Source organism: Desulfovibrio sp. 86 (genome assembly GCF_902702915.1).
Lineage (GTDB): Bacteria > Desulfobacterota > Desulfovibrionia > Desulfovibrionales > Desulfovibrionaceae > Desulfovibrio.
In genome coordinates, this window is sequence record NZ_LR738849.1 from 137,304 (window position 1) to 154,471 (window position 17,168).

At 54.1% G+C, this 17,168-nt stretch carries 16 protein-coding genes, 1 tRNA gene and 1 pseudogene; 8 read left to right on the top strand and 10 right to left on the bottom strand.

Going from position 1 to position 17,168, the window contains the following annotated elements:
• The first annotated feature begins 2 nt into the window (after window positions 1–2).
• The 6 genes and pseudogenes from DESU86_RS00520 to DESU86_RS00545 all read left to right on the top strand — a co-directional run.
• Window positions 3–905 (top strand): NAD(P)-dependent oxidoreductase, encoded by a 903-nt coding sequence (locus DESU86_RS00520; RefSeq protein WP_179979263.1) that lies wholly within the window; start codon window positions 3–5, stop codon window positions 903–905.
• A gap of 103 nt (window positions 906–1,008) precedes the next feature.
• Window positions 1,009–3,042, top strand: coding sequence for an alpha amylase C-terminal domain-containing protein (locus tag DESU86_RS00525; RefSeq protein ID WP_179979264.1), 2,034 nt, complete (start codon window positions 1,009–1,011; stop codon window positions 3,040–3,042).
• A gap of 54 nt (window positions 3,043–3,096) precedes the next feature.
• Window positions 3,097–3,173, top strand: a tRNA-Pro gene (locus DESU86_RS00530).
• Window positions 3,174–3,562: 389 nt separating this feature from the next.
• Window positions 3,563–4,399 carry a DNA adenine methylase gene (locus DESU86_RS00535; protein ID WP_179979265.1) on the top strand — a complete coding sequence of 279 codons (837 nt, stop codon included), beginning with the start codon at window positions 3,563–3,565 and terminating at the stop codon, window positions 4,397–4,399.
• Complete coding sequence (locus DESU86_RS00540; protein WP_179979266.1) at window positions 4,392–4,571, top strand: type II restriction enzyme; 180 nt, start codon at window positions 4,392–4,394, stop codon at window positions 4,569–4,571. The genes DESU86_RS00535 and DESU86_RS00540 overlap by 8 nt, the downstream gene beginning before the upstream one ends.
• A gap of 46 nt (window positions 4,572–4,617) precedes the next feature.
• Window positions 4,618–4,761 (top strand): annotated as a pseudogene (locus DESU86_RS00545) (transposase); the annotation flags it as partial.
• 160 nt (window positions 4,762–4,921) lie between these two features.
• Here the strand turns inward: DESU86_RS00545 and focA are convergent.
• From focA to DESU86_RS00595, 10 genes are all read right to left on the bottom strand, one after another.
• The gene (gene focA / locus DESU86_RS00550; protein WP_232088206.1) at window positions 4,922–5,830 is read right to left on the bottom strand and encodes a formate transporter FocA; all 909 of its coding nucleotides are present in this window, start codon (window positions 5,828–5,830) and stop codon (window positions 4,922–4,924) included.
• 155 nt (window positions 5,831–5,985) lie between these two features.
• Window positions 5,986–6,780: a GTP cyclohydrolase FolE2 gene (folE2, locus tag DESU86_RS00555; RefSeq protein ID WP_179979267.1), complete on the bottom strand. Its 795-nt coding sequence runs from the start codon at window positions 6,778–6,780 to the stop codon at window positions 5,986–5,988.
• 69 nt (window positions 6,781–6,849) lie between these two features.
• Window positions 6,850–7,740, bottom strand: a complete 891-nt coding sequence (locus DESU86_RS00560) for a 3-methyl-2-oxobutanoate hydroxymethyltransferase (protein WP_179979268.1) — start codon at window positions 7,738–7,740, stop codon at window positions 6,850–6,852.
• Window positions 7,741–7,800: 60 nt separating this feature from the next.
• Window positions 7,801–8,784 carry an ABC transporter ATP-binding protein gene (locus DESU86_RS00565; protein WP_232088207.1) on the bottom strand — a complete coding sequence of 328 codons (984 nt, stop codon included), beginning with the start codon at window positions 8,782–8,784 and terminating at the stop codon, window positions 7,801–7,803.
• Window positions 8,757–9,545: an ABC transporter permease gene (locus DESU86_RS00570; protein WP_179979269.1), complete on the bottom strand. Its 789-nt coding sequence runs from the start codon at window positions 9,543–9,545 to the stop codon at window positions 8,757–8,759. Before DESU86_RS00570 ends, DESU86_RS00565 begins: the two co-directional genes overlap by 28 nt.
• Window positions 9,546–9,556: 11 nt before the next feature.
• On the bottom strand, window positions 9,557–10,378 hold the full coding sequence (locus DESU86_RS00575) for an ABC transporter ATP-binding protein (RefSeq protein ID WP_179979270.1): 822 nt from the start codon (window positions 10,376–10,378) through the stop codon (window positions 9,557–9,559).
• Window positions 10,379–10,381: 3 nt separating this feature from the next.
• Complete coding sequence (locus DESU86_RS00580; protein WP_179979271.1) at window positions 10,382–11,248, bottom strand: ABC transporter permease; 867 nt, start codon at window positions 11,246–11,248, stop codon at window positions 10,382–10,384.
• Between the two features lie 79 nt (window positions 11,249–11,327).
• On the bottom strand, window positions 11,328–12,428 hold the full coding sequence (locus DESU86_RS00585) for an NrtA/SsuA/CpmA family ABC transporter substrate-binding protein (protein ID WP_179979272.1): 1,101 nt from the start codon (window positions 12,426–12,428) through the stop codon (window positions 11,328–11,330).
• 374 nt (window positions 12,429–12,802) lie between these two features.
• The gene (folD, locus tag DESU86_RS00590; RefSeq protein ID WP_179979273.1) at window positions 12,803–13,696 is read right to left on the bottom strand and encodes a bifunctional methylenetetrahydrofolate dehydrogenase/methenyltetrahydrofolate cyclohydrolase FolD; all 894 of its coding nucleotides are present in this window, start codon (window positions 13,694–13,696) and stop codon (window positions 12,803–12,805) included.
• A gap of 336 nt (window positions 13,697–14,032) precedes the next feature.
• Window positions 14,033–15,805: a formate--tetrahydrofolate ligase gene (locus DESU86_RS00595; RefSeq protein ID WP_179979274.1), complete on the bottom strand. Its 1,773-nt coding sequence runs from the start codon at window positions 15,803–15,805 to the stop codon at window positions 14,033–14,035.
• Window positions 15,806–16,114: 309 nt separating this feature from the next.
• Here DESU86_RS00595 and DESU86_RS00600 point away from each other — a divergent pair, with 309 nt between their 5' ends.
• A complete protein-coding gene (locus DESU86_RS00600) occupies window positions 16,115–16,381 on the top strand; it encodes a transposase (RefSeq protein ID WP_179979275.1) in 267 nt (88 codons plus the stop codon).
• Complete coding sequence (locus DESU86_RS00605; RefSeq protein WP_232088390.1) at window positions 16,375–17,157, top strand: IS3 family transposase; 783 nt, start codon at window positions 16,375–16,377, stop codon at window positions 17,155–17,157. Before DESU86_RS00600 ends, DESU86_RS00605 begins: the two co-directional genes overlap by 7 nt.
• Window positions 17,158–17,168 lie beyond the last annotated feature (11 nt).

The following is a 17,168-nucleotide window of genomic DNA, read 5'->3' on the forward strand; positions in this document are numbered from 1 at the left end:
TTATGGCTGATAAAATGCGCATTGGGTGGATTGGCACTGGCGTTATGGGTTTGTCCATGGCGGGGCATCTGCAGGCCGCAGGTTACCCCCTGACCGTATACAACCGCACACGCGCCAAGGCTGAACCGCTGCTTGCCAAGGGGGCGCAATGGGCTGATACCCCGCGTGAAGTAGCGGCCAAATCCGATGTTGTCTTTACCATTGTGGGCTACCCCCGCGATGTGGAAAGCGTTATTCTTGGCGAAAACGGCGTCTTGCAGGGTCTGGCCTCTGGCGGCCTTGTGTGCGACATGAGCACGTCCAGCCCCGTTCTTGCAGAACGCATCGCCGTGGTGGCCCTGCAACAGGGCTGCGTTTCACTTGACGCTCCCGTGACGGGCGGCGATATCGGCGCCCGCAACGCAACCCTCTCCATCTTTGTGGGCGGCGACAAAGAGGGGTATGAAAAGCTTGAACCCTGCTTCAACGCCATGGGCAAGAACATTCTGCACTGCGGTGCGGCCGGATTTGGTCAGAAGGCCAAGCTTGCCAATCAGGTGGCCATTGCCGGCGTCATGTTCAGCGTGTGCGAATCCTGCTTTTTCGCGCAGGAAGCGGGCCTTGACGTAGCCAAGTGGATGGAACTGGTGATACCTGGATCTGGTGGCAGTAACGCCATGAATACCTTGGGGCGCCGCATCCTCAAAAGTGATTTTGCCCCTGGTTTTTTCATCAATCACTTTATTAAAGACCTCGGCCTCTGCCTTGACGAATGCCGCCGCATGCAGATTGTGCTGCCCGGCATAGGTCTGGCTGAACAGCTGTACCGCAGCATGCAGGCCAGAGGACAGGGCGACCTGGGCACCCAGGCGCTTATTGACTGCCTTGCCACCCTTTCCGGCAAGCAGTGGCGCTCGCACAGCTAGCACAGCCTTTCCCCGCCCGGCAGTAACGTCTGCCGGGCGGTTTTTGCCTGCATGACGCGTCTGCACCCCCTCTCCTTGGGCGAACCAGTTCGTGGAGGCCGCCATGACCCTGAACTTTCCCCAAAATCCCTTGCAAGACCCTGAACTGGAGTCCTACCGCTCCTTTCTGCTGTCTCGAAGCGACAGATTCACGACAGAAATGGAGCGCATACAAAGCCTCCACAGTTCCTTGCGCTCGTATGCCAACCTGCACGCCACCCTTGGGGCGCACGAGGCCAAAGACGCTTCGGGGCAGCCCGTATGGCGACTGCGCGAATACATGCCCAATGCAGACGCGGTATGGCTGACCACAGACAAGCTCAACTTCCAGCGCCATGCGCGCTATCAGTATCAGCGCGTCAAGGACGGTTTTTTTGAACTCGTCCTGCCGCAGGACGCCTTGCAGCACGGCACCTATATGGAATTGCGCGTCCAGGCCGATGGAGGCACAGACGAAGACCCGCAAACCCGCGCCCTGCGCAGGGTGCCCGCCTTCGCCCAATGGGTTGAGCAGGACAAGACCATGCCCGGGCAATGGTGCGCCCGCCTCTGGCAGCCGGATACGCCGTTTCGCTTCAGGCACCGCAGGCCGCGCCTGGAGGCTTTTCCCCGGATTTATGAGGCGCATGTGGGCATGGCGCAGCCAGCCCTGAACCGCAGCGCCGACAGTGTGGGCAGCTACGCCAGTTTTACGCGCCATATTCTGCCGCGTATCCGTGAATGTGGCTATACCGTTGTGCAACTTATGGGCATCCTTGAACACCCGCTGTACCGTTCTTTTGGGTACCAGGTCAGCAGCTACTTTGCGCCTTCGTCGCGCTATGGAACGCCGGACGAATTCAAGGCCCTGGTTGACGCCGCGCATGGGCTTGGTCTTGCCATTGTGCTTGACATTCCGCACGGGCACACCTGCCCCAACACCGAGCAGGGGCTGGCGCAGTACGACGGAAGCAATTATTTTTTCACCAGTCAGCTTAACCAGTGGGGAACACCATCATTTGACTTCAGTCAGGAAATGGCGCGCCGCTTTCTGCTTTCCAACTGCCGGTACTGGCTTGAAGAGTTCAGGGTTGACGGTTTTCGCTTTGACGCCGTGGGCAACATTCTGTATCGCGATCACGGCAGGGATGACGACTTCATCCACGTCAGCCACTGCTTTTATGATCGCGTGGGCCTGCCGCGTACCGATGAGGACGGTGAACTATATCTGTGCCTCGCCAACACGCTTATCCATCAGCTTTGCCCCTCCGCCCTTTCCATTGCGGAAGAGTTTTCGGGCATGCCGGGTCTGACCTGCCAGCCGCAAGACGGTGGACTTGGCTTTGATTACCGCTTTGCCATGGGCATACCCGACTACTGGGCAAAGTGTATTGAAGAGCCGCGCGACATGGGCAGCCTGTGGTACGAAATGACCAACTACCGCCCGTATGACCGCACCATCAGCTATGTGGAATGCCACGATCAGTGCATCAATGGCGATGACGCCATGATCTGGCGGCTGCTCGGCAATCGCATGCACAGCCACATGTCTGTTTTTACGGATGACTGGCACGTGTCGCGCGGTCTGGCCTTTTACAGACTCATGCGACTCATCACGCTGGCCACTGCCGATGCTGGCTATCTGAACTTTATGGGCAATGAATTCGGGCACCCCGAATGGTTGGACGCAGAAGCTTACGCCCACAGGCAATGGCAGTTGGCCGATGCGCAAGACCTCAGATACAGCCTGCTGGCGGCCTGGGACAAGGCGCAAATGCTTACGCTTGTGCGCCCGCACCTTGAAAGCTTTTGCCAGAAGCCCATATTCCGCTTTATTCATGAAGAAAAGCGCCTGTTGGCCTTTGAGCGCGGCCAGTTACTTTTTGTTTTTAATTTTCATGAGCTTGAGGCGCAAAAATCCCTGACCTTTGCCGTCACTCCCGGCAAGTATGTGGAGATGATGAGTTCTGACGAAAAACGCTTTGGCGGGCACGGCAACCTTGATACAGAGGGGCAGGTAACGGAGCATTTTACCACCCCGCTGCCCGACAGACAGGAGGCCGATATTCACCTGTATCTGCCGCCATTAGTGGGACTTGCCCTGATTCGCCAAAAATAATTTAGAAAATGTGTTGACAGACCAAGTGGTTCAGCGTAGTTATCTTCCTCGCGTCGGGATGTAGCGCAGCCTGGGAGCGCACTTGAATGGGGTTCAAGGGGTCGAAGGTTCAAATCCTTTCATCCCGACCAGCTTAAAAGCAAATGAAAAATGCCGTTTAGGGTAAAACCTGAACGGCTTTTTTCATTATAAAACATATCAGCACGTTACGCATGCTGAAGCGGATTATGGTCATGACAAGGCACCCTACTCACGGTATCATGAAACTATGGCTAGCCTTAACTGCGTACAAGACCGAGTTGACATATACACAGGCTATCAGAGATGATCTTGCGACAATGGGAACCAAGAGCGCTTCAAGATAACCACCTATTTTTCCGATGATTTAGCCTCTGCCTGGTATTTCCTGAGTGGGTTGTCCACAGAACACCCGGAAGGGAATACCCGGAAGGGCCACGTTGATTTTGCTCTGTGGTCGTATAGTTGTGTATTGCTATTTGTGAGGACGGGGATTTTAGCTATGAAAAAAAGCATGTTGGTTTCCCCTGTACTCAAATGGGTGGGTGGCAAACGCCAACTGCTGGACGTGCTAAAACCACTGTTGCCTCAGAGGGTTACTACATATTGTGAACCATTTGCAGGCGGCGGCGCATTGCTTTTTAATTTGCAACCAAAAACCGCCTATGTGAATGATATTAATAAGGAATTGATTCGCGTCTATGAGATTATACAACGTGACGTTGAAGCCCTTATAGCCGCATTACAAGACTTCAAGAATGAAGCTGATTTTTTCTATTCTGTTCGCGACTGGGACAGAGACAGGGAAAAGTACTCTTCGTTAACTGATGTTCAAAAAGCCGCCCGCATTCTTTACCTTAACAAAACGTGCTATAATGGTTTGTTTCGCGTTAACAGCGCGGGGGAATTTAATTCTCCGTTTGGGAATTACCGTAACCCCAATATCGTTAATGCCCCGACGTTGCGGGCGGTGAGCTCATATCTGAACGCTGCCGCAATACATTTGACTTCAATCGATTACGCTGAAGTTCTGCAAGCATTGCCGAAAGGGACATTTGTTTATCTTGACCCACCTTATGACCCAGTTTCAAATACTTCCAGCTTTACAGGTTATGCAAAGGGTGGGTTTTCTCGTGATGAACAGATACGACTCCGCAAATCCTGTGATGCATTGCATAGACGTGGATTGAAGTTTATGCTTTCGAATTCTGCAACGGATTTTATCAAAGAGCAGTACGCTGCTTATAACATTACCATTGTACAGGCAAAACGGGCGATAAATTCCGACGCGACAAAACGTGGGGGAATTGATGAGGTGGTGGTGAGAAACTATGAGTAACGCACCAAAAACCCAAAACGACGCAACTTGGGAGCACCTCTTCACCAAGTATGACATTCTTAACCGCATTGCGTCGCACGGGCGTTTTGAGGTTTCTGCCTTGCAAATTAAAGAGTTCAGAGAACCGCGCCTGATGGCAAAATTTGACCATGCAATTGACCTTACCCCCTAAAAGTATGCCATTGAAAAGTTAGTGTTCCTGACATAGGAGCACAAGAATGAAACGTAGCAGATTCACCGGAGAACAAATTATTGCGTTCTTGCGGCAAGCCAAGGCTGGAGTGCGCGTTGTCGATCTGTGCCGTCAGAATGGCATTTCGGATGCGACCATTTACAAATGGCGCAGCAAGTTCGGTGGGATGTTGGAAAGGCTGTATCCCAGCAATCGCAAATAGTTCCGCATCTGGCGTACGCCGAGAAAAGGCCACTCTGTAAAGGCATGGTCGATTTCCCGCATCAGCGCATGGTTTATGCCATGTTCGTCTTTGGGCGTATAATACAGGCCAGTGCGGAGCGTTTATCTCAGGCGCGTCCGTCACCGTGAAGGTCGTGCAGACCGCTGTGCCCCGGATTTTCAGAATGGCAGAATCTGCCGGACTGCTTGTTCCTTCTGGGACTGTGGAGATTCCACTGGTAGAGCCCCACCAGAATGCCCCCGCCAATGATGTTGCCCAAGGTGACGGGGATAAGATTTTTAATCAAAAAATTCCACCAAGTAAGTTCTGAAGTAAGCGCATGGGGGGACGCCAGTTTGGCCGCCACTTCCGGCGGCATAATCTGACCGCAAATGATGCCCATGGGAATCATGAACATATTCGCTACACTATGTTCAAAACCACAAGCGATGAACAGTCCCACAGGGAGAAGGCAAGCCGCCATTTTGTCCAGCAACGAGCGCCCGGCATAGCTCATCCATACACCAAGACAAACCATAAGGTTGCACAAGATACCCAGGAATACAGCTTCCACAAATGTATGATCAAGCTTGTGCGCGGTGGTGTTAATATAGAACAACGCCACATTGCCGCCGCTTTCCCACGGATGTCCACTAAGCAGCACAATCGTGACCAGCAGAATGCTGCCCACAAAGTTGCCGGCGTAAACTACGCCCCAGTTAACAAAGACCTGCCGCCAGGTAACTGAGCCGTGGGCGCGGGGAATAAGCGTCAGAGTCGATGACGTGAACAGGTCGCCGCCGCACACCACAACCAGCATCAGCCCCAAGCTGAATACCAGACCGCCCACAATCTTCCCCGCGCCGGCCACATTAGCCATAGCGCAATAAACAAACCCCAGCCCAATGAATACCCCGGCCATCACTGCGGCCAGGAAAACCTTGCGCTGATTTTTTATGGCCTTTTCTTCCATGACGGACAAAGCTTTTTCATACAGTTGCGCGGCGTTAAGCGCCTCAAAAGCGATATGATTCATGATCTACTCCTTAAGCATTACCCGTAATGCCGCTTCTTTTTCTATAAAATAGAGTAAGATGCTTCATAATTTGTTCATAAATGCATTTTTCAATAAAACAAAACAGTATGAAAAAAATTGATAAAGCACACTGAAATATGAAAGTTCTTACGACACTAGCAGGATTCAATGGTAGCAAACGCATTGTGCGCATGTATGGATTCAGCGCTTTCCACCTCAACCCTGAAATGGGATATATTTAGATTTTCAGACAAAGCCGCAGCCACATTACGCACGACATCCTCTACAAAGACGGGCCGCGCAAAAGCATGTTCAGTAACAAACTTCTCATCCTCACGTTTAAGCAGCGTATATACTGGCGATGAGCCGGAGGATTCGGCTATATCAATCAACTCTTCAATCCACACCCATCCGGACATCTGCACTGTCATGCGCACTTCCGTACGCTGGGTGTGGGCTCCGACATCGCTGATGGCTTTGGAGCACGGGCAGACGGTCATGACCGGGACAACGACTTCCATAGAGTGCCGCACATGCCAGGGTGGAGTCCGGTTGGAAGCCGGCACGGCTTCTCCGGCCAGACGACAGGCATAGTGCATGGTAGAAACAATGCCGCTGGCCGGGGCCTTACGGTCCAAAAAATATTTAAAGCCGAAAGACGCGAAAGATCGTTCCGCTCGCAAGTGGTCACGCATCTCTTCAAGTATTTTACTGATTACATTGTAATCCAAGCCCAGGCCGGCATGTCTCTGGATAGTTTCCACAAACCGACTCATATGCGTGCCTTTGAATGTGGGGGGAAGATCCACGCCCAGTTCCACATCGGCCACCGTATGTTGCGGCATATCAGAACCACGACGACGCACCAGCATGGGCATGGATATGCCCCGCACGCCCACCCGGTTTATGTGCAGAGGAATGGCTGCGGGGCCGATTTGAACATCTTCCATGGAAACCTCTTGGCAAAGGCCCCCATTGGCAGACGGGGGCCTTCGCGTGACGCAGGAGGAGGGAAAGGATTAACGCTTAGGAGCCCAGTGCAGCATTTCTTTGAACTTAGCGAGTTCATCCGGCTTCATGAAGACCGTATGTTCCGGGCCGGGGTAAGTCTCATCCCGCACCTCATCAAAGTACTGTGTGTACACACGCTCCATGATGGGGATGAGGTCTTCATATATTTTTGAATGCCGGGGCACATGGGGTTCATACAGGTGGAACAGGTCGGACCCGATGATATGCACGCCATCAGCTTTGTTTCCGGCACCCAGTGAAATGACCGGCACAGGCAGGGTTTCGGCCAAGTACTGACACAGCTCGGAGGTGCACACTTCGCACATGATAGAGAAACAACCGGCGTCAACCATGGCCAGAGCGTCGTCAATAAGCTCTTTGGCGCGATCAGAGGTTTTCCCTTGAGCGGAAAACCCGCCAAGCTGCGGCATACGCATAGGGGTAATGCCTATATGCCCCTGAACGGGGATGCCCGCCCGGACAATGGCTTCAATATTTTTGCAATGATACTGGTTACCTTCACACTTCATCACTTCGGCGTTAGCGCGATGCACAAACTGGGCGGCGTTGTCCACGGCCTGCTGGGGAGAAAGATGAAAGCTCATATAGGGCATATCAACCATGCGCAGGCCGTACTGCGAACCGCGGTCCACGGCCTGCGCCATCAGCATGACTTCTTCAAAGGTAACAGACGTGGTGTTGGGGTGCCCGAACAGCACCATGCCGCCCGTATCAGAAACGCACAGGATGTCCGCGCCGAGACGGTCCGCCACACGGGCGTTGGCGAAATCGTATACGGCGAGCTGGGTAATTTTTTCTCCGGCCTGTTTTTTCTTCATCAACATGGGAATGGTGACGTGCTTACGCTTTTGGGGAGTGGGGGCCTGTGTTTCAGCCATGGGTAATCTCCTTTGTTTTTTCGCCTGATATGGCGATAACGGTGACGGATACGGGCAGATTCACACCAGTTCCTGTTGACGCTCATAGCCTTCAAGAAAGTCTTGAACAGCTCTGCTGCCGGATGAAAAAGCTTTAAGCGCCTCTGCATGGAGCAGCTCCAGCGCGTCCCTTTTGTAGCGCTGCACCTTGGAAGAAAGCAGGATTTCCTTTTCCCTAGGACGCGGTAAATCTATTTTTATCTCCTTGATAATCCTGCCAGGGGCATTGCTCATGATGAGCAATCTGTCGGCCATAAAAATGGCCTCATCAATTTCTGAAGTAATAAAAAGGACAGTACCTTTCTGTTCTTCAAGCAGACGAACAAAATATTCCTGCATGATTTCCCTTGTCATGGCGTCTAGGCCACGAAAAGGTTCGTCCAGCATCATGACCTTTGGCATGTTGGCCAACATGCGCGCCAGCTCACACCGCCGCTGCATGCCCCCCGAAAGATGCGAGGGATACTTGTTGCGAAAGTCTTGAAGCCCCACTTTTTCAAGCAAGGCTGAAACCCGTGCCTCTACCTGCGCTGCAGCTATTTTCCGCTGTGCAAGGGGACCAAAGGCCACGTTGGAATAGGTGCTCATCCACGGGAAAAGCGCCGTTTCCTGAAAAACGACCAGGCGATCTCCGCCGGGTCCTTTCACTTTCACGCCGTCCAGCGTTATGTTTCCGGAATCCGGCATTTCATAACCGGCAAGCAGATTGACTAGGGTGCTTTTACCACTTCCGGACGGACCGATGAGAACCGTAATTTCTCCATCCCGCAGGGTGAACGAGCAGTCTTCCAGAATAATCTTTTCCTTCTGCCCATATCCGTATGTCTTACGGAGGTCGCTGACGACCATTTCAGAGGAGGCCATATTCGCTCCTTGGTGTTTACGCGGCTCTGGCAAAGCCTGGGGGAATCCGCGCGGAAAATTAGCCGTTGCCGCACGACACGCGCAACGTCCCGGATTTTCCATGACAGACAGGTTTAGAATGTTCTTGTCCAGGGCATACAATAATGGCCGAGCTTGCGGATGGCGGAACTGGACAGATAGCCCACCACGCCAATGCTCATCATGCCGATGACGATCTGCGGGTAGTTCCCGCCGACATAGGACGACCATGTGAGATAGCCCAGGCCGGATTTGCCGGCTATCATCTCTGCGGCGACCACCACTTCCCAGGTGATGCCCATGCCGACCGCCATGCCGGTGAAAATGCTGGGCAGGGTCGCGGGCAGCACAACTTTGCAAAAGATGTCCCAGCGACGCGCCCCCAACGAAATGGCCGCGCGGGTAAGACGGGCATCAATATTCTTGGCGCCGCCGACCACATTGAGCACCACGGTGTAGAATGCGCCCAAAAAGATTACAAAGGTAATGGACATTTCCGTTGTCGGCCAAAAGATGATGGAGATGGGCACCCACGCCAAAGGCGGAATGGGCCGCAATATTTCAAAAGAAGGAAAGACAATGCCGAAAAAGGTACGGCTCGCCGCCATGGTCAGACCCAAGGGAATGCCGACGATTTGTGCAAACAAAAAACCTTTAAACACGCGATAGATACTTGCCATCCAGTTTTGCCAGTACGATGGATCGGCCAGAAGCCCGCCGAGCACCCCTAGAACCTCATGCGGGGCCGGCATAGATTCCAGCATGGGGAACTTTAAGGAGCGTCCTACTTCCCAAATGACGATGAGCGTGGTGATGGAAATGACGCCGCGCTGGAATTCGATGGTTTCCAGCCTGGCCAGCAAGGGAATTTTTTTCTTGCTCATGGCTGCTCCTTTTAAGCGAGCTCGCGCTCACCGGCTTCAAAAGCCTTGTATGCTTCTTCATGCACGGCATTGACGATGAGGCTTTTGAGCTCGCAATACCGTTCGGATGTCTGCACCTTGATGTCGCGGGGGCGAGGGATATCTACGTTGATCATCTGCTTTACACGGCAAGGTCTGGTGGTCATCACAACTACTTTGCTGCCGAGCAGGATCGCCTCTTCCAAATCATGCGTGATAAAAAAAATGGTTTTGCGCACCCGGTCATAAACCCGCAGCAGGAACTCGTGCATAACGCCCTTGGTCACGGCGTCCATGGCACGAAAAGGCTCGTCGAGCAGCAGAACCTTGGGGTCGTTCATGAGCGCGCGGGCGATTTCCACACGGCGCTTCATGCCTGACGAAAGCTCCCCGGGATAACTGTTGGCCGTGGCCTGCAAGCCCAACTCCCCCAAAAGGTCCATGGCCCTCCTGCGTGCCGAAGATTCGTCCTCTCCCTGCACCACAGGGCCGAACGTGGTATTTTCAAGCACGGTGTACCAGGGGAACAGAGCCCCGTTCTGAAAAACCACAATGCGTTCCTTGACGGGGGGCGTTTGTTTGTTGGCAGAGCAGAGAAGCTGGCCGTCCAGATATATCTCGCCCGAAGAAATGTCGTGAAACCCGGCAATGGCATTGAGAAGCGTGGTCTTGCCACAGCCCGAAGGGCCGACGACCATGCAGAACTCACCCGCGTCCAGCTCCAGGGAACAATTGTCTATTGCGCAGACATTGAGACCATCGGGGTCATAAATTTTGGTCACATTACGGATACTGATTTTGCCTTCACTGGACATGACTTACCTCACCGTCCAACGCATGAGCTGATTGCCGACCATGCGGATAATCGCGCTGCAGAAATAGCCAATGAGCCCAAGCGTGGCCATGCCGATAACAATGACGGGATACTGGCTCAGGACATAGGAATCCCAGATCAGGTAGCCAAGGCCGTATTCCCCAGAGAGCATCTCGGCCGCCACCAGCGAAAACCAAGCCACGCCCATACTGATCTGCAACCCCGTGAAGATGAAAGGCAAAGCACCAGGGATAACCACGCGTGTGAACACATTCCGCTCGGAGGCGCCCAAGCACATGGCGGCGCGAAAATAAACCTCGTCGATGGAATCGACGCCCAGCAGAGTGTTCAGTACTGTGGCGAAGAAAGAGGCCAAACAAGCCAGGAATATGATGGGAGCCTCGCGCCCTGAAAACATCAGGATAGCCAGCGGAACCCACGCCATTGTGGGAATAGGGCGCAACAGTTCCAGTACGGGGAAGGCATAATCGCGCACTTTTTTCTTCCAGCCCATAAACAGGCCCAAAGGGACGCCGAGACAAGTGGCAATAGTGAAGCCGGCAAGAATGCGCAGGCAACTCCACATGATATGCATGTAGTATTGCGGCGTGAAAATGGACGTGCCAAAGACTGGATCACGTGATATAAATTCGTTCCAACACAACACGGGCCCAGGCAATTTTTCAAATCGGGGCAATTTGAGCTTTTCCGTGGCCAGCCACCAGAAAAACAGGAACCCTACAGTGCCGATAAGCCCCAGCAGCAGACCTCTTCTCGAATCTTTGTTTGTCAGGCTATGCAGGATCCGAACGGCAATACTGTTCTTTTTCTCCACGGGGACTTCGCCCGCAGACGCGGCGACTTCAAGCATGAACCATCCTCCTCAGGGTGTGTTCAAACATGAACAGGGGCGAGGGGGCGTTGCCGCCCCTCTCGCAATATTGTGCCCGCTATTTGGGCAGATTGGCCGTGGAGATATCCTTGGGCACAATGACGCCCAAGGGCACATGGACATTCAGTTCCTTTGCGGCCTTGACGGCCAGTGAGTCGTCAATGGCGCCGGCGGGCGCATGATCGACGTCGATGATCTTGTTTTTGAAAAGGAAGGTATATGTGCCTTCCAGCAGATTGTGTACGGCAGGCGTGAAAATGTAAGGCTTGGTGTCGCGCTCGGGTGCGCCGCCACATTGTGCCGGGATCTGCCCGTAGATGGAAAACCAGGCCATAAGCGGCGTGATGCCGGTAGCCTGCGCTGAAACAAGCTGGGCTACCTCGTTCCAGTTTTTGGGATCAAGAATGTATTGCTGCGCTTCCAACTCGGCCTTCAACCAGGCCAGAGCCAAGTCGGGGTGCTTCTGGAGAAAGTCTGCACGCATGGCGACGAATCCGGCATCAGGGGTACCAAACGTATTGCCGGTGGCGACAACACGAGCAACGCCCTCACCGGCGAGATCGCTGATGCGGCTCACCGTGGGTTCCCACAACACGGCGGCGTCAATCTTTTTTACGCGGAAGTTGGTGGCGATAACTTCCAAAGATTCGTTAAGGATGGTCTTGGGCTTAATGTTGCTGTGCTCCATGACGGTGCGCAGAAAACGCTCGGCACAGCTGCCTTTCGGCGTCGCGATCGTTTTGTCGTCCAGCCATTTGACGGCGTCTTCAGGCGAAGCGAATTGGGGGGCGTCCGCGCGCACCATGATCACATTGCAGCGCTGCCCGGCGGAAAACCCCAGGGACGCCACCAGCTTGATGGGTGCGATATTGGTTTTGGTCGTGCAGACTACGGCGGGCATGTCGCCCAGATAACCGATGCTCTGTTTGTCCGCGAGCATCGCATTCACGATGACGGAACCTTGCAGAGCCCCTTCAAACTCCACCTCGGTTCCCTGAGGCATGTATTTTTTCCAAATTTCCTTGGCGCGAATCACTATGGCCGAATAAGAAATGGTGTCGTACGGCTGGTAGCCGACCACAATTTTTTCGGCAAAGGACGGCGTCACCATGCCGAAGCAAAGGACAACGGCAAAAACCCACACGAGAAGTTTACGCATAATGAACGCTCCTTGGGAATAAAAAGGTCCTGATCCACACAACGTTCTCAACCAATATATTCATAATGAAATAGTTGCGCCAAAAAGCCTGTTAAACCTAGCCGGAATACTCCCTAATCACGCCCCGGCGATCCCCAACTTCACTAGGTAAAATCTGACGCTGCCATGGGTAGAAATACCGTATGGGGGCGGCACGCCGACGAGCGGGACCGGCCCCTTGTTTCCGTGAAGCCGTGCAGTGCGGCGAAAATGCATTCATAAAGCCAACCGAACCCTGTACGACTCGCTCCTGGCTTTACCCGCAAGGCGACGATTCGGCCCCATGATGAAGTTGTTTGCGCAGCCGCCAAAGCGTCTCAACCTCGCAGGACACCCTATGGCCGCAGATGCAGCCATGCGGATCTGATGGTGTTTTTCATAAGCATGGTAATGGTCATGGGCCCAACGCCGCCGGGTACGGGGGTGATTTTGCCCGCCACCTGTCTGGCTGCTTCAAAATCCACATCACCAGAAAGAATGGGTTTACTTGTTTCTTCATTGAACCCTACGCGGTTAACGCCCACATCAATGACCGTGGCCCCAGGCTTTATCCAATCCGGTTTGACGAGGCCGGGCACTCCGGCGGCCACAATCAGGATGTCCGCCCTCCGGCAATGGGCGCCAAGCTCTCGAGAACCCGTGTGCACCAGGGTCACTGTGGCGTTGCCCCCCTTGCCTTTCTGCCCCATCATGACGGCAATGGGCTTGCCCACGATGTTGGACCTGCCCACCACTACGACTTCGGCGCCGCTGGTTTCCGTCCCGGACCGCACGATCAGTTCCTGAATGCCAGCGGGAGTGCACGGCAGAAAATTGACTGCTTTGCCGCCGATAAGCAGACGGCCAAGATTCACAGGGTGAAATCCGTCCACATCTTTCTCCGGGCTGATGGCGTAAAGCACCTTTGTCGCGTCAATATGCCGCGGTAGAGGAAGCTGCACTAAAATGCCGTGAATGGACGGGTCGTTGTTATACCTGTCAATAAGGGCCAACAGTTCCGCTTCGGTGATGTCTTCGGGCTGGTTGTCCTGTATTTCATGGAAACCCAAGCTGTTTGCCGTCTTTATCTTCAGCGATACATAGCTGACAGAAGCCGGGTTACTGCCAACAAGAATGGTTACAAGGCCGGGTACGCAGCCATGTCTGCTGCGTATGGTAGTGACTTCATCATGTAGTTCAGCCAGCATTGTAGCGCGCAGTGCAGTGCCGCTGATTATTTCAGCTGTCATACGCATCCCCCCAAAATGTAAAGTTTACTGTGATATTAACGTCCTTGTCCTTGCATGGCGCGTGGTTCTGCAGACCATTGCAACCTTAAAAATACGCCGGCCAGGTGCCTCTTGCAGGCTTTTGTTTTACTTTGGGCAAGAGCAGCCGTTTGCCCCCTTGCGCGGGAAGCTTGCCCCTGCGCCATGCCCCGTGGTCGCCCCAGCATTTCACCGATGAAATGCTGGGGGGCATTTGCGCCGCGCCCGTCACAAAGGCGCAAACGCAGCCTGGCTGCGCGAGCGCCAAGGTGAACATCATAATAATGTTGGGGGTTGCACTTTTAACATTGCAAGGAGTTAAAAGATGCCGTGCACGCGGCCCGTGGCTGTATCCACGTCTACGCGCCTGAAGGAGGGATTGGATCCGGTTCCCGGCATGAGAGAGATTTTCCCGGCCACTGGGACCACATAGCCGGCGCCGCCGTACAGCAGTACGTCACGGATGCGCAAATTCCAGCCACGCGGAACCCCTTTGAAGTCCGGGTTGTCGGAAAGAGAGTACTGCGTCTTTACCATGCACAGGCCAAGTTCTGCGGCGTCGGGGCGCTGCTGCATTTTTTCAAGCTTGTCCAATGCGTCCCCCAAGTACTCTACACCGTCCGCGCCATACACAGTTTTGGCCACAAGCTCGATTCGGTCCTTAAAGGGCATGTCCCAGGAATACAGTGGCTTAAATACCGTCTTTTCCTCGCAGGCGTCGAGCACGGCCTCAGCCAGCTCAACAGCCCCCTCGCCGCCCTTTTCCCAATGACGGGAAAGGGCCACGCGCGCGCCTTCAGCCTCGCATAGCTCGCGGATTTTTTTGATCTCAGCGTCGCTATCGCTGACAAAGGCGTTGATGCAAACCACAGGTGACACGCCGGAGCTTTTGACGGTGCGGATGTGGTGCAGCAGGTTGCAGCAGCCTTTTTCCACAAATTCCACATTTTCCGACCTATATTCTTCGGGCAAAGGCCGGCCCGGCACGGGCACAGGCGCGCCGCCGTGGCTTTTGAGAGCGCGCACCGTGGCCACAATGACACTAGCGTCGGGGGTCAAGCCACTGTAGTGGCATTTAAGATTCCAGAACTTTTCATAGCCGATGTCTGCGCCGAAGCCGGATTCCGTCACATGGATATCGGAAAGCTTCAGGGCCACCCGGTCCGCAATTATGGAACTTTGCCCGATGGCGATATTGGCAAACGGGCCGGCGTGCACCAGCACGGGTTGCCCTTCTATGGTCTGGATCAGGTTGGGATTGACGGCGTCAACCATCCAGGCGGTCATGGCGCCGGCCACTTCCAGGTCGTCGGTCGTCACCGGATTGCCCAGGCGGTCATAGGCCACGATGATCTTGCCCATGCGTTTCCGCAGATCTTCAAGATCCGTGGCAACGGCCAAAATGGCCATGACTTCGGAGGCAACGGCTATATCGAAGCGGGACTGCATCATGAAACCGTCCGCCTTGCCATTGTTGCCGGGAATGCCGGTGATGATGTTGCGCAGTTCCTGGCAGCAGAAATCGATGACCCAACCCATAGGCACATTGGTGGGGTCAATGTTGAAGCGGCGCATGTGCGACAGGCTTTCCAGCTTGTCGTCGGTATAATTGCGCTCGTGCTGCATCCGCGAGGTCAGCGCCACCATGGCTAAGTTGTGTGCGTTCATCACGGCGTTGATGTCGCCGGTGAAACCCAGAGAATACTTGGTCAGAGGAATGCACTGGGAAAGGCCGCCCCCGGCGGCGGACCCTTTGACCCCCATGGTCGGGCCGCCCGATGGCTGGCGGATAGCTGCGGAGGACTTTTTTCCCAGCTTACCCAGACCCTGCACCAAGCCTATAGTGGTGGTGGACTTGCCCTCGCCCAGGGGAGTGGGCGTAATGGCCGTAACGTCCACATATTTGCCGTTGGGCTGGCCGCTCAGGCGTGTCAGGACTGCACTGGCGTCAATTTTGCCCATGCTGTGCCCGTATGGCAGAAGCTCCCTTTCTTCGAGCCCGATCTCCCGGCCCAAATCATAAATGCTTTTCATACGGGTTTCGGCATCCTGGGCGATTTCCCAGTCGGCGTGCTGTACAGGGTTGAGCATGGTTACTTCTCCTTAAGGTAGCCGCCGTCGAACAAGCCGCACCATGCGACTGCAATCCGACTTTATACGGACACCTTGTTGATTATCGCGCCCCAATGCCTGCAACTAGTCGGAATATCCCGCAAAAATAATGAAGTTACCCTAAAAGCTTCTGGGTACATCCCGAACTAATTCTGGGTACTCTTGCCTAGTGCAGTAAGTACTTTTTTGGGGCAAGATAAATGAAAGGAGAAGAATGGGGTGTTTATACTGCCCCCCATTAACAAGGCCGTCCTGTTAAGGTAGTTTTCTTCCAGCCCTGGAGGAAACATGAAACGCCGTATCTGGGACAGTAAAAGCAAAGCTCGCATCGTGCTTGAAGGATTGCAGGGGCGTTCTGTGGCAAGCCTTTGCAGTGAGTATCAAATCACTCAGAGCATGTACTACCGCTGGCGAGATACGTTTTTGGCCAATGCCGCCCAAGCCTTCGAAACCGGCACGACAAACCGCCGGGAAGAGCGCCTCACGGCAGAGAACCAAAAACTTAAGCAGGCCGTTGGCGAGTTGACGCTGGAATTAAAAAAAAACGACTGGTAAGCGACAGGCGGCGAACCGGCCAGACTCAGCTTCAGCGCGATGCCGAGCTCTTGCCGCTGATCGAAGCCCTTAAAATGGAGCATCCTTTTTGGGGCTACCGCCGCGTGTGGGCTACTCTCCGGCATAAAAACGGCATGAACGTCAACGCCAAACGTGTGGAACGCTTGATGCGTCTGCATGGCCTGGGCGTTAGGAGAGCAACCTTGCGAGCAAAGCGAACCCCCGGCGGAAGCAAGCCGCGTCCTGTTCGGCCCTGCCAGTGGTGGGGCATCGATATGACCAAGGTCATGACGGAAGGTGGCTGGGTGTATGTTGTTCTGGTAGTGGACTGGTTTTCCAAAAAGATCGTCGGCCATCATGCTGGCTACCAAAGCCGAAGTCATGAGTGGCTGCAAGCCCTGGAGATGGGCATTCAAGCGCACTTTCCCGAAGGCGTCCGAGAACAGGGCTTGAGCCTGATGAGTGATAACGGCTGCCAACCGACAGGAAAGGCTTTTGTGCGTGAATGCGCGACATTAGGCATCACACAGGCATTCACCAGCTACAACAATCCCAAAGGAAACGCGGATACTGAACGGACAATGCGCACAATTAAGGAAGAACTCTTTTGGTTGCGCGAATGGCGCAGCCTTGAGCACCTGGCCGACGAGCTTTCTGACTGGATAGAACTTTTTAACACCACGTACCTGCACTCGGCGCTTGGCTGGAAGACCCCGCAATGCGTGCATCAGCAGGCTCGTAAAAACCGGAAGGATACTCCCTTAAAGGCTGCTTGATCCATGGGGGG

Coding starts and splice junctions, on each gene's coding strand:
- folD (WP_179979273.1), bottom strand. CDS start 13,696: ATGACAGCTGAAATAATCAGCGGCACTGCACTGCGCGCTACAATGCTG.
- DESU86_RS00535 (WP_179979265.1), top strand. CDS start 3,563: ATGAAAAAAAGCATGTTGGTTTCCCCTGTACTCAAATGGGTGGGTGGC.
- DESU86_RS00600 (WP_179979275.1), top strand. CDS start 16,115: ATGAAACGCCGTATCTGGGACAGTAAAAGCAAAGCTCGCATCGTGCTT.
- DESU86_RS00585 (WP_179979272.1), bottom strand. CDS start 12,428: ATGCGTAAACTTCTCGTGTGGGTTTTTGCCGTTGTCCTTTGCTTCGGC.
- DESU86_RS00570 (WP_179979269.1), bottom strand. CDS start 9,545: ATGAGCAAGAAAAAAATTCCCTTGCTGGCCAGGCTGGAAACCATCGAA.
- focA (WP_232088206.1), bottom strand. CDS start 5,830: ATGAATCATATCGCTTTTGAGGCGCTTAACGCCGCGCAACTGTATGAA.
- DESU86_RS00575 (WP_179979270.1), bottom strand. CDS start 10,378: ATGTCCAGTGAAGGCAAAATCAGTATCCGTAATGTGACCAAAATTTAT.
- DESU86_RS00560 (WP_179979268.1), bottom strand. CDS start 7,740: ATGGCTGAAACACAGGCCCCCACTCCCCAAAAGCGTAAGCACGTCACC.
- DESU86_RS00540 (WP_179979266.1), top strand. CDS start 4,392: ATGAGTAACGCACCAAAAACCCAAAACGACGCAACTTGGGAGCACCTC.
- DESU86_RS00525 (WP_179979264.1), top strand. CDS start 1,009: ATGACCCTGAACTTTCCCCAAAATCCCTTGCAAGACCCTGAACTGGAG.
- folE2 (WP_179979267.1), bottom strand. CDS start 6,780: ATGGAAGATGTTCAAATCGGCCCCGCAGCCATTCCTCTGCACATAAAC.
- DESU86_RS00595 (WP_179979274.1), bottom strand. CDS start 15,805: ATGCTCAACCCTGTACAGCACGCCGACTGGGAAATCGCCCAGGATGCC.
- DESU86_RS00580 (WP_179979271.1), bottom strand. CDS start 11,248: ATGCTTGAAGTCGCCGCGTCTGCGGGCGAAGTCCCCGTGGAGAAAAAG.
- DESU86_RS00520 (WP_179979263.1), top strand. CDS start 3: ATGGCTGATAAAATGCGCATTGGGTGGATTGGCACTGGCGTTATGGGT.